Source organism: Vibrio sp. B172a (genome assembly GCF_030248355.1).
Classification (GTDB): domain Bacteria; phylum Pseudomonadota; class Gammaproteobacteria; order Enterobacterales; family Vibrionaceae; genus Vibrio; species Vibrio owensii.
This window is the reverse complement of record NZ_JAHGAC010000008.1, coordinates 320348-333334: the sequence shown is the minus strand read 5'-3', so window position 1 is coordinate 333334 and position 12987 is coordinate 320348. Positions and strand designations below refer to the sequence as shown.

The 12987-nt window shown below is 48.0% G+C and carries 7 protein-coding genes; 5 read left to right on the top strand and 2 right to left on the bottom strand.

Annotated features, from left to right (window positions below; genetic code table 11):
• Window positions 1-38 precede the first annotated feature (38 nt).
• Complete coding sequence (locus tag KIT90_RS11375) at window positions 39-2789, bottom strand: pitrilysin family protein (RefSeq protein ID WP_285376739.1); 2751 nt, start codon at window positions 2787-2789, stop codon at window positions 39-41.
• 317 nt (window positions 2790-3106) lie between these two features.
• Here KIT90_RS11375 and KIT90_RS11370 point away from each other — a divergent pair, with 317 nt between their 5' ends.
• Together KIT90_RS11370 and KIT90_RS11365 are read left to right on the top strand one after the other, a co-directional pair.
• Window positions 3107-4993, top strand: a complete 1887-nt coding sequence (locus KIT90_RS11370; protein ID WP_285376738.1) for a methyl-accepting chemotaxis protein — start codon at window positions 3107-3109, stop codon at window positions 4991-4993.
• A 233-nt stretch (window positions 4994-5226) separates the two neighbouring features.
• Entirely contained in the window at window positions 5227-6159 is a 933-nt protein-coding gene (locus tag KIT90_RS11365; protein ID WP_285376737.1) for a hypothetical protein, read from the top strand.
• A gap of 5 nt (window positions 6160-6164) precedes the next feature.
• On the opposite strand, the gene KIT90_RS11360 is transcribed toward KIT90_RS11365, so the two are convergent.
• A complete protein-coding gene (locus KIT90_RS11360) occupies window positions 6165-6614 on the bottom strand; it encodes a DUF302 domain-containing protein (protein WP_285376736.1) in 450 nt (149 codons plus the stop codon).
• A gap of 218 nt (window positions 6615-6832) precedes the next feature.
• On the opposite strand from KIT90_RS11360, the gene KIT90_RS11355 reads away from it, so the two are divergent.
• From KIT90_RS11355 to KIT90_RS11345, 3 genes are all read left to right on the top strand, one after another.
• Window positions 6833-8824 (top strand): peptidase U32 family protein, encoded by a 1992-nt coding sequence (locus KIT90_RS11355; protein ID WP_285376735.1) that lies wholly within the window; start codon window positions 6833-6835, stop codon window positions 8822-8824.
• Between the two features lie 42 nt (window positions 8825-8866).
• A complete protein-coding gene (locus KIT90_RS11350) occupies window positions 8867-9253 on the top strand; it encodes a hypothetical protein (RefSeq protein WP_285376734.1) in 387 nt (128 codons plus the stop codon).
• A 519-nt stretch (window positions 9254-9772) separates the two neighbouring features.
• Window positions 9773-12892 (top strand): hydrogenase expression protein, encoded by a 3120-nt coding sequence (locus tag KIT90_RS11345; RefSeq protein ID WP_285376733.1) that lies wholly within the window; start codon window positions 9773-9775, stop codon window positions 12890-12892.
• Window positions 12893-12987: the final 95 nt, after the last annotated feature.

Sequence of the window (12987 nt, the reverse complement as noted above, 5' to 3'; positions counted from 1 at the left end):
AAAACAAAAGGGCGACACGAATGTCGCCCTTTTGATGATTATTGTTGCGGATTTAAAATGATGGTGGTGCGTTTGGCTTTGCTACCAAAGGCCTGTTTCGCTTTCGCCCTCACCTCTTCTAACGTGACGCTTTGCGCTGCTTTATCAACGTCCAGCAAGACATCAAGCCCGTAATCATGCACTAAGTAGCGAGTGTATGACCAACTGCGTTGTCCCGGATTGTCATCCACATCTTTCATAGAAACAGCAAGTTGTTTAGCGGCAGTATCGACTTCTTTTTGCGTGATGTTTTTCGCTAGACCATCAAAGATTTTATCCAGCTGAGCGTCCATCTTGTCGACGTCTTTTGGATCGATTTGTGATTCAAAGAACCAATCCGAAACTTGCTCCCTATCCTGTGTAATTGGGTAGATACCAGGGCTGTAATCCAAGCTTGCTTCTTCACGTAATTGTGCGGTGACACGTGCAGCAGCGATACGTTGCAGCATGTCTTCAACCACCGTATCACGTGCCATTCTCGGAGACTCTCGTTCATTGGTTAAACGCAGCAAATACAGCGAAGATGGCTCGTTACCTGCGGCCATGACCAAACGACTTTTCGCATTGGGATCAAACTCAATATGGTAATCGACAGGCGCGGCCGGTTTTAGATCAATCGATGCAACATACTTACGCAGCAATGGTGTGATCTGCTCAGGTTCGACATCGGCTACGATGATCATTTTGTAACCGTAGTTATGCTTGAACAAGGCTTCGTGCATCGCAAACACTTGCTCCGGTGTGACGTTCTCTGCGCCATTGATGGACAAAAGGCGATGGCGACTGTTCGGCAAGTATGCGTTCTCATTTGCGGCCTTAATCCACTGGCCCATTGGTGATTCAAAGAAAGCGCGTCGCTGTTGGACGTATTCACGTTTTACCGCTTCGAGTTGACGCTCATCGACTTTGATTTCCGTCGCCACGTTATACAGACCATTCATGGCACTGGCTAAATGTGCTTTGGGTGTGATGACCTCAATACCGTGATTCGTTGGTCCAAGGATCGGGAAGAGGGAAATGTCGTTTTTGCGCAAGTAGCTGTCGAGTTCAGAACCTGAGAAATCCCCCAGCCCACTGCGTGCCGCCGCCATGGTCGCCACTTCAAACGCAGGATAGAGTGATTTATCAAGTGCAGCCTTACCACCTTGGCTGGCTAAGTAAATGTAGGCTCGGTTCGCCGCTTTCTCATCTTTCTGGAACCAAACTTCGATGCCATTTGAGAGTGAGTAAACTTGGAAACCGCCTTTCTCTTCTCGAACGGCGGTGATGTCACCTTCTTTAGTTGGCTGAATAAAACCATCGGTTTTCGCGTACATCTCAAGCGGCTTTTCACCGGCTTGTGCGTAAGCTGCGCTTAACAACGCAAACTCACCTGCAAACTGTTCTTTGCTTTCTGTTCTACCTAATCCCACCACAAAATTCGCCGGTTCCGATAACAGGGCTTCCAGCTCATCGTTCGCGTGGTTAAGGTCATTAGCAGCGACAAAGGTGGCTAAGCTTTGCTCATACCCTTGTTTGGATTGCGATACTGAATCTCGCTCCAATTGATACACTCGCGCTTCTGCATAACCAGCAGGCTTTCGCTTCGCCCAATCAGCATCTAGGTTAGACAGTTCGCCATACCAACCCGACATCACACCATCCAGTTCCTCTTGAGTCACACCATAATCACGCAGCGAGGTCAGAGTATTCAAGAAGATTTGTTGGATGTTGTCACGGCGCTCAGGAGCAAAAGAAACCCCAGCAGACATCATGCGATGATAGTTGGAAGAATAAGGTTGCGCATAAGCGTATTGGAACGATTCCGCCGCATCATTCAACACCGTCAGTAAGCGTTGTTGGATCAACTGGGCGCTCAACTCATCTTGCCAAGCTTTGTGTTGTTGCTGCATGGTTTGTCGAGTAACAGAATCCCGATCGATGACCAAATGCAGGCTCGGTGATTCCATCTTACTGCTTGGTAGAATGCGATTAGCGTTATTCACTCGAATATCACGACGCTTCTCTACTGCCGCATTCGAAACGCTTTCCCAGTTAGAGAATTTGTTCTCAATGATCTTTGAGATAGATTCGACATCAACATTACCTGTGACAATTAGCTCAGCGTACTGCGGCTGATACCACTTGTCATAGAATGCTTTTAGCGCTGGCGATGTCGTGTTTTCTATTGAGCTGCGCGTGCCAATCGGATCGTGCTCCGCATAAGGCGTGCCTTCAATAGAAGCTTGGTACGCGTTAAAAGATAGCGATTTATCATCAGGTCGCGCACGGCGCCACTCCCCTAATATCACCCCTTTCTCTTTTTCTACCTGCGTTGGGTCGAACTCGATGCCATCACTGATATCACGCATCCACGTTAACGCGTCATCCAGTTTACTCGGATTAGCAAGATCAAGCTTGTAGGTCGTCTGTTGATAAGTCGTCGTGGCATTAATATCTGCACCAAAGCTGCCGCCTGATGCTTCAAACAGCTTTACAACGTCATTGCCAGAAAAGTGAGTGCTGCCGTTGAACGCCATGTGCTCAATAAAGTGCGCGTAGCCTTTTTGAGTCGCGTCTTCTTGGAAGGAGCCAACGTTCATCATCAAACGTACCGAGACTTCTTCATCTTGGGTTGGATAAATGTGGTATTTCATCCCATTAGGCAGTTGATCAACGTACCAATTCGGATCGGTTTGAAGCGGTGTCGACAGGGGAATCAGAGCACACCCTGACAGCAACAATGCGGTGAGTAACAACGTGCTACGCATAACTATCGTCCCTAATAATAATCAATTGAGGCAATATATCGAGCACGCCATATGCTTGATATTTAATATGAAAACTACGCCTGAATAGTAAGATCTAGCTCACATTTTATAAAATGAGAAGGTTTTACAACGTCTTAGATAACACTTCGCTATTAATCAAGTTAGCGCAAAAAGGCAATACGCATTGTTTAATATTTGCTCATTGAGGTTGATACGACTCAAATACGCGACATAGATCGGAATTTATTTTGACCACTAAAATATAATGTTCGCGCGAAATACCCATTTTTATAAATATAAGAGCCAACGATACCTTTATGCTTAAGAATTTATCTTTGAAGAACAAGCTGGCGATTTCTGCCAGTGCTGCCATCATCCTCGGGGGAGTGTTGGTGGAGGGGCTGTCTTTCCGTGATGCTTTGGAGCGACTTGATGTTGAAGTCGCACAACGCCTAGAAAGTACCAGCGCATCTTACAACCAATATGTGAGCGATTGGCTGCTGTCGAAAGAGCGCGCACTCACATCACTGTCACAAAATGCCGAGAAATCCGCCATTGTGACCCACCTAAAACAAGTTCGTGATTCTGCTGCGTTTGATAACGTCTTCCTTGCGTATTCAGACGGTTCTCAAGACAACGCGAACGGTGTTGTCCTTCCACCGGGTAACGACGACCCTCGTCAATGGGGTTGGTACACCAACGCAATCGCAAACCCTTCGAAAGTCTTTATGGACAACCCTACAGTCGCTGCAGCAACTGGCGCGAACGTGGTGTCTTTGGGCAAGGCGTTGCAGCTTCACGGTCAAACTAGCGTGCTAGGTGCAGACGTGGAAATTGGTGACATCCTAAATAGCCTGAACCAAGTGATTCTGCCTGGTGAAGGTTACATGTTTATCGCCAACGACCAAGGCAATATCTTCACCCACAATGACAGCAAACTGCTTAACCAGCCTGTCAGCAAATTGGGGCTGAACAACAGCGATATCACAGCGGCAGCAAGTTCTGGTCAAGATCGTACCGTGTCCATCAACGGCAAAGACTTCGTGGTTTACGCGAAAGCCATCGACGGCACTAAACTAACAACGGTCACGGTTCTGGATAATGACTCTTTGGTTGCCCCACTTTACGACGCAGTTTGGGGCCAAATCATCGCGACGACTATCGTGGTGATCATCTGTGTGGCTTTGTTTAACCTGCTGTGTAACATCCTATTCCGTCCGCTTTACAACGTTTCAAATGCTCTATCGCAAATCGCCAATGGTAGCGGTGATTTAACTCAGCGCATCAAAGTCGAGAACCGCGATGAAGTGGGTGAATTGGCAGAGAACTTCAACCAGTTCGTTGCCAGCCTTCAGCAGCTTATCGGCCACATTCGTCACCAAGCGGAAGACTTGAATCATCAGTCAGAGCTGAGCACCAAACGTGCAAACCAATCTGTTGACGAGCTCAACCACCAGCAACAAGAAATCACACTTGTGGCAACGGCAGTAACGGAAATGGCTTCTGCGACGCAAGAGATCGCTTCTCACGCTGAGCAAACGGCTAAAGTAGCACAAGACTCTTCCGTGAGCACACAAAATGGTCATGCGTTGGTAGTGAACACCAAAGACTCGATCAACAACCTGTCTTCGGAAGTGAACCAAGCCAGCGGCGTGATCAGTGAACTAAACCAACATGCTCAAGACATCAATACCGTGCTGTCGACCATTCGTGACATTGCAGAGCAGACTAACCTACTTGCATTGAACGCCGCGATTGAAGCCGCGCGTGCAGGCGAACAAGGCCGTGGTTTTGCTGTGGTTGCAGATGAAGTACGTGTTCTATCTCAACGTACTCATACATCGACAGAAGAGATCAAATCCACCATCGAAACGCTACAACGCACGACTCAGCGTGCTGTTACTTTGATGGAACGCAGCTCTGAACTGGCAGTAGGCTCGGTAGAAGATGCTGACCGTGCTTCTCAAGCGCTGGATGAAATCAACTCGGCAGTGGCGATGATCAGCGATATGGCGACCCAAATCGCCACCGCCGCGGAAGAGCAAACCCACGTGACCAATGAAATCACCCAAAACGTTACTTCAATCAAAGACGTGACGGACCACTTGGTTATCGGTGCAGAAGAGTCGATGAATCAGTCATCTGAGTTGAAGTCTCAAGCAGAAGATCTCAACTCGAAAGTGGCAACCTTCAAACTGGCGTAATACCCACTTCAACCATTTAGTTTCAAACCCCGTCATGTTGCGGGGTTTGTTGTTTTTCCCGCCTGTAAATTCTGCTTAATTTGACCCGAAAGCCCCGAATAACCGTACATAAAAGCAACACAATCAACATTATCGCCTATCAACATCAGTAAGTTCCTCAGAGAACAAGATAGGCAAAACTTTTAGGGAAACGGCTTTTCAACCTTATTCAGAAACTTTGAAGGGGTGCGCTTATGAATCTTATGGACCTACCCAAAAAACGGGGCAAATGGAACCTAGAGCTGTGCAAACAGAGTGCAGCAAAATTCAAGACTCGCACGGAGTGGTGTGAAGGATGCAAAGCGGCTTATAGCGCGGCGTATCGCAACGGCTGGCTCGACCAATGTTGCGCTCATATGCAGCGCGTCGGCTTGAAATGGACGTACGAAAAATGCAAACAAAGCGCCTCTGAATACAAGACTCGTTCTGCATGGAATCATGGTTGTAAGAGCGCTTACCATGCCGCCAGAAAAAACGGATGGGTTGAAGATTGCTGCGCCCACATGCTCCCTTCTCGGACAGGGAAAAAGTGGACATTTGAAACCTGTGCAGAAAACGCCAAACGGTACAAAACTCGTTCCGACTGGCAGCGCGGATGCAGCGGCGCTTACAACGCAGCTAACCGTAACGGTTGGCTAGAAGACTGCTGCACCCACATGAAACCAATCGAACTTAAGTGGAACTTATCAGCCTGTATCCAAAGTGCCCGACCATTCAAAACTCGTACGGAATGGATTAGCCATTGTAAAAGCGCCTATCAAGCGGCAAGAAATCGAGGGTGGCTAGAGCAATGCTGCGCTCATATGGGCGAACCAAGAACACAAAAGAAATGGACGCTCGATGCGTGTATGAGAAGCGCTGCAGATTACAAAACACGAACAGCGTGGCAAGAAGGATGCAGCGGAGCCTACTTCGCCGCCCACCGAAATAATTGGATGAAAAGGTGCTGCGCCCACATGCGTTCTGCACGTTCAAAATGGACGCTTAAGATCTGTAAAGGCAGCGCGTCCTATTTCTCAAGTAAACGAGATTGGCTGCGCTGTTGTCGAGGTGCTTACAATGCCGCTCACCGTAACGGTTGGCTTGCAGAATGCTGCTCACACATGGAAAGACCGCGAGCAGCATGACGAAACTACTTCGCAACCGCGCCTGTGAGCTTACTCAGCACACCACTGACTTTGGTCAACACCTCGTCACACCCTTCAATCTTGTGGCGCTCTTTTAGATACATAGGGTTGTTGTAAGCGAGCCAAGTTTTGCCTTCTGCATCTTCATAAACCAACACTTTTTGCGGCAAATCGATCGCTACCTCTTGGGCACATTGCATCAATGGCGTGCCCACTTTGGGATTACCAAACACAATCACTTCGGTTGGTCTTAGATCCATATCGACCTTAGCCGCATTCTCTTGGTGATTCACACGCGCAAACACGTTTAAGCCCTTACTTTGCGCGATTTCGACAAACTTATTCGCCGTATCTTGCACCGAATGTTGACTCGCAACTCGTACCACACTTTCTTCTGCCAAAGAGGAAAACGACGCCAACACTGCGACCAATCCTACCGTCATTGCTTTTACCATCTGCTTATTCCTTATGCTTCGATTTCACTACCCAAAAACTATAGAAGCCAAGACCCATACTCGCGACTTGTACGTGTTTGATTTTCGGCTTTCCTTATCAACAATAGACCGACTCAGAGTGAAAATTGATTCAGATTAATAAAGCGTTAATCAGTCCAACATTAAAACCGTGAAGCACATAAAATACGTGACCTATTTTACTGAGTAAGAGATAACTAGTGACACGCGATCAATTTGAGTTATTAGCCCCGGGCGGCGATCTGGATTCCATCAAAGCTGCCATTGCTGCGGGTGCCGATGCTATCTACTGCGGACTAGACCGTTTTAATGCCCGCAACCGAGCGACCAACCTCACTTTAGATAACTTGAATGGCGTGCTGACGCTAGCTCATCAGCACAACTGTAAGATCTTCCTGACTCTGAACGTATTGATACTGGAAAGCGAAATCCCAGCCATCGTGCGTTTGCTCAGCCAGTTAAACACCACCGCAATTGATGGCGTGATCGTGCAAGATCTTGGTTTGGCTTACATTCTCAAGAATCATTTCCCAGATCTAGACGTACACGCTTCAACTCAGCTCAACACGCACAACGAAGGACAGATCTTGTTCCTGAATCAGTTGACGGCGAGCCGCGTGAACCTCTCTCGTGAACTGAACATCAATGAGATCAAGCATCTGGCTCAGTTTGGTCGTGAGCATGACGTGATGATGGAAGTGTTTGTGCACGGCTCTTACTGCATTGGTTTCTCTGGCATCTGTTACATCAGCTCTGCACGTAACGGCGCTTCGGGCAACCGTGGTCGTTGCAGCCAGCCTTGTCGTGAGCAATACGAAACTACCAAAACTGGTAACAGTTACCCACTCAACATGAAGGACAACTCGGCATTTGGCGATTTAGAAGCGCTTGCCGATGCGGGCGTGTATTCGTTGAAAGTGGAAGGCCGCATTAAGAAATCCCACTACGTTTACACCGTAGTCGATAACTGGCGTAAACAGATTGATCGCTTGTGCGAAGGCGTAGAATTGTCAAACGACACCACAGAGTTGTACACCGTATTTAACCGCGATTTCTCTAACGCGTTTTTGCAAGGTGATTTCGGTAAAGCGATGTACATCGATAACCCTCGCGATCACTCAGTGAAACACTTCTCAAAGATCTACAAATGTGAATCCACCGATGATGTGCAAGGCGTGAAGAAGAAGCTCTACGACGACAAAACCGCTATCATTGAGAAGGTTGCAGAGAAGACTCAAGATTTTGATGTGACTTCAACGCAAGCCTCTGGCAGCAGCCTAAAAGGCGCGATTGATGTACCGACTTTGCCGACGCTGCCTCAACCAGATATGCGCGAAGGCGCTCCGAAGCTATCTGTCTTGATTTCATCAGTAGAAGATACCGCACTATGCGAAGACAGCAATGTCGATGTGTACTTCCAGCTACCCATGGGGTTAGCGGGTGAACTGAATGCGATGATTGAGCTGTTCCAAGCAAACCCAAGATTGAAACCTTGGTTCCCTGCGATTTTGATTGGTGACGATTACCAAGCCGCACGAGCATTCTTAGAAGCAGTGAAGCCAGAATTGTCGATCACCAACAACTCTGGCGTGGGCATTTTGGCTCAAGAGCTGGGATTAGGTTGGGTTGCAGGCCCGCAAATGAACACAGTGAACTCCTACTCGTTCAAATGTTTGCAAGAAGAGTTCGCCGCAAGCGGTGCGTTTATCTCTAACGAGCTGAACATGAAGCAGATGCGCCACATTAAGCGCCCGCACAACATGCGCAGCTACTACAGTATTTACCACCCGAACACTCTGCTCACCAGTCGCCAATGTTTGTTCCAACAAACCGAGGGCTGCCGCAAGATTAAGGTCAACAAAGGCTGCTTGAAGCGTTGTGACAAGCGCACATCGATCATCAACCTAAAAGACAACCCGTATGTGGTGCAAAAACAAAAAGGCAGTCACAACTCGATCTACAGCGAGCACAACGTGCTGAACCTACAAGTGCTGCAAGATTTGCCGCAGCTGTTAACTGACGTGTTGATCGATCTGCGCGAGATCCAGACAGAAACCAAAGTCACGATGACCAAACCTGAATTGATCGATGCCTTTACCGCTCTGCTGAATGAATACAATGAGCAGCATGTTGAAGCACTTAATACCGCGATTCACCCAACGGCAAACGCTCAATACTTGAAAGGCTTGTAACGGAATCTCATCAGATTCAACTGCACAATTTATGGAAGACTTATGCACCCAATGAAGCAAGAAACACTGAGCTACTTTGATGATTTGAACTACAGCGTGATGGCGCAAACCGAAGCGGTTTATGAGCTCAAACAAAACCGTACGGGTTTAACCGTTGAGCTTAACTTCTCTGTACTTGGTAAAGGCAAATTACCCACAGAAAGCGAACAAAGAACCGATAAAAAGCTGTATTTCATTGATATTGAAGACATCGAACGCATTGGGTTTGAAGCGCTCGAACCGTTCGTGACTGGGCTTGGTGAACATTGCTCTATGGTGGTGTTTGAAGAAGAGTTCTTTGAACAAAGCATGAAAGAGATGTGGATGTTCCTATCGAACGATCCGCGTGATCGTGACGTTTTCAACGACAGTAAGTTTTATCGCGCTTAACCCTTTCAACGCGATTTTGCTCTTGATTTTTACCTCTTGGATGGCCGCTTTGAACACCAAAATCGCCATCCAATTTATCACTTTATCCCGCTTATTCTGACTCTGTACCAGCTTATTTTTGGGCTCAAGATCCACTTTTCTCATCGTATTAGCAATTCATTTTATTCGCCCCAACAATGCTCTCCCACCCAACCAAAAGCATTAATCAAGTAAATACTCTAGCCATCAATAATTGACATCAATATTCATCCCAATCAATAAATTAGCTCAATTTATAAACATGAATGCATATGGTGATTTTTTTCTGAATCGGCCTTCAAATTTTGAGTTGTTTCTTTTCATTTGTAACTGGATGTAAGCAAAAAATATGAGTGATTTCGGCAGTGGTTAGATCAAGGGGCTTCCCTCTCTTTGTGACGTTTGCTTAGTGTTTGAAGTCCTCGCCGGAAATCCCCCACGAATAGAAAATCAACAAGGACAGTCACTTAGCTTTTTAAAGCAAGTGATGAGGATTCAACAATGAAGAAAACAACAATCAGTTTGATGGTAACCGCGGTGCTCATGGGTTCCCCAATCATGGCCACCTCTGCACTCGGCGCAACACAAGAAAACATCATAACGGCCGCTCAAAGCGAGTCAGTCTCTGCCACAATAACCGTGCCACAGGTTGACCAGTGGTACTCACAAGCGCAGGTCGATTTGAAGAATATCTCGGGTCAGCAATTAGACTTGGCGGACGCAGAGATTTGGGTAACGTCAGACAAAGACGCGACGGTGAATAGTTCATGGGGCGCACCTTTTACTGTCAGCAGTCCTGCTCCCAACACGTTTGTCTTTACTCATGACAGCACGTCACAAATTCTAAACGATGGCCAAACAGCTCAAATCTTCTTTGGTCTTAATGCCAGCAATGGTGATTACATCGATGGAAACGACGTGCACATCGAGAAGGTGATCATCAAGAATGATCCTGCGCTTCAAGGCAAAATCACCCTACAGGCACCAAGTGCACCACATGCCAGCCTAGCCGCAGCCTCGATTTTGGTCGAGGGTGAAAACTACAGTGAGACCGTGTCTGTGCCGTGGGGAAGCAGCTTCGTTCTAGAGCACCTCCAAGATGGCGAATATCAAGTCACCGCTCAAGATGTAACGAGCGAAATGGGGATTGCCCACGCCTCCTCGCCAACCTCAACCGTGACTGTCGATAGCGATGCAACGCAGCCGAGTGTTTCCGTGCAGTACGACGCGTTTATCTACTACGCAAGCATCTCGCTCACAATGCCTGCACTGGATGGCATTACGGCAAGCCTAACCACAGATGCCACCGTGAAAGCGGCAGGCACACAAGACGTTGAACGCAGCCTAGTGGTGCCATTTGGCGGCGAGATCGACATAAGCAAACTGCTTGATAACCACAAATACGATCTCTCCTACTCACCTATTACGGTAAACAACGTGCTTTACCAACCGAGCGACAACCTCGATGTCTTGGTCAACAAAGACACGGCGACGGAAATCAGCACCAACATCGTTGAAACGCCTATCGCGAGTGACGACTTCACTACCGTTCAAGCAAGTATTGTCGACTTACCTCAAGAAGCGATGCCAATTGTGCTCAACCTTGTCGCGAAAGATGGTTCTAGTCGCTACAGCTACGAAATTACTAGCTCGCCATTCACCTTGCCTGACGACATTAAGCCGGGTGAGTACGATATCCAAATCGATTCTGTGTTTGCTGGAGAGACGCGTTACTCCTATGACGGGGATGACTCTGTCACTGTTACACAAAGCGATGCTCCGTTGTTGCTGACGCTGCCATTCCGCGAAGCGATGAGTCTTGCAGTCAAAGGCTTCCCAGACTACGTAGCAAACGGCACGGTGACGAACGACAGCGAACAGACCACCAATGAAATCGGTGCAACCAAGGTTAATGCCATCTTCAAATACGCGGGTTTAAGCGGCTCTGGTGATCCAGGTGTTATCTTGGCGAAAGACGAGCTTCCACTGCATAGAACGTACGCGAACGCACAAAGTGCTTCTGAGCTTTCAGGCCATCACGTACTGCCAGTGATGGTGGTTTACACCGCAAATGCAAGTGGTGGTGCAAGCTGGACAGACTTAGTCGATGATGAATTGCTCTACAAACATTACGCGACCTTCATTACTCAAGCCATTGCGGCGCAAGAGTACGCGGCTGGTGATGGCAGCTCGCCAATGTCGTTTGTGCTTAACCCTGACTTCTTAGGTGAACTACAGAAAAATCCAAGCCATGTAGACGACCTAAACCAAGCGGGCGCGGTCAATGTGAATGACCAACTGGCACGTGCGTTGGATTACATGAAGACGACTTACGGTTATCAACCACCAGTGGCCGTGCCTCAATTCGAGAACACACTAAAAGGCTACATTGCGTCACTCAACTTCATCATGAATGGGTTGGCAGAAGACGTAACTTACGGCTGGCAAATCAACTTGTGGGCGGTAGGCTCAGCCAACTGGATTCACCAAACCGACGACCAATCAGCCGACAAAGGCCAAGAAGTGGCGAACTTCGTAAACTCACTGGATGTTTACACTGGCACTTACCAACCAGATTACATTGTGTTCGATAAATATGAGCGTGACGGTTTTGGCTCAGAAGCGATCGCGAACTACGCGTACAACGCCACCAGCTGGACGCGTTACCTATCGTATGTGAAAACCATCAGTGATGGCGTTGAGTCTCCGGCCATGATTTGGCAAATCCCAGGTGGCCACATGCCGACTCAAGATGAAGGCAATACACTGATCAACGTAGAGCATGAAGCGTCTGGCGGCTCTTACTTTATGGGTGATGCGCGCATCGGCACGGACATCAACAACGTACGTACTGGCCTACTCGACAAGCAGCTCAATCCAACCACTTACAACGGTGCGAGCAACGTTCGCGAATTGCTAGAAAAAGATGCGGGCTACGACTGGTCTCACGTGGCTATGCAAGATCTACCGAAGAGCAACGTGTTTGCCTTGTTATGGGGTGGTGGCTCAACTACGGCGGTCGTTACCATTGGCTCAAACGGCACGGACAACGGCTGGCTAGACAACAAAGTCGACGCTTACGCGCAAAATCCAACGTGTTTGGTTGGCAACGATTGTGACGGCTCAATTTGGGGCGGTGACGGCGGCGATAAGCCACCAGTCAACAATAATCCACCAAGCGTTTCACTGTCTCCGAACTATCAGGTGAACAGCGGCGAAAGCGTGACCATTACCGCTAACGCTTCTGATCCGGATGGTGACTCGATTAGCTATCAATGGAGTGTCCCTTCTGACCTGACAGTTGTCGGCGACGCCAATAGCGACACGCTAGTGGTAACGACTCCGGTCACAGACCCAGACCTCACCTTCACGATTTCATTGCAAGTTTCTGATGGCGAGCTAAATGCCTCGGATTCAACTTCATTGAAAGTCGTTGGTGATAACAGCGGTGGCGGTGATGGCATTTGTGCCGACATCCCAGAGTTCGAACAAAGACAGTACCAACCGGGCGAACAAGTGACCTACCAAGGCAGCTTGTATGAAGCCGACCGTTGGACAGACTCGACTCTCACTCCGGCTGACCCATACTCAGGCTGGACGTTGATTGATAGTTGTTCGTAACCGTCTGATTAATCGGCGTTAACCATCCAAATTCATAACATCCGATACCGTCTTGATAGGCGGTATCTTTTTTGTTTTAACGACACCATTCTTTA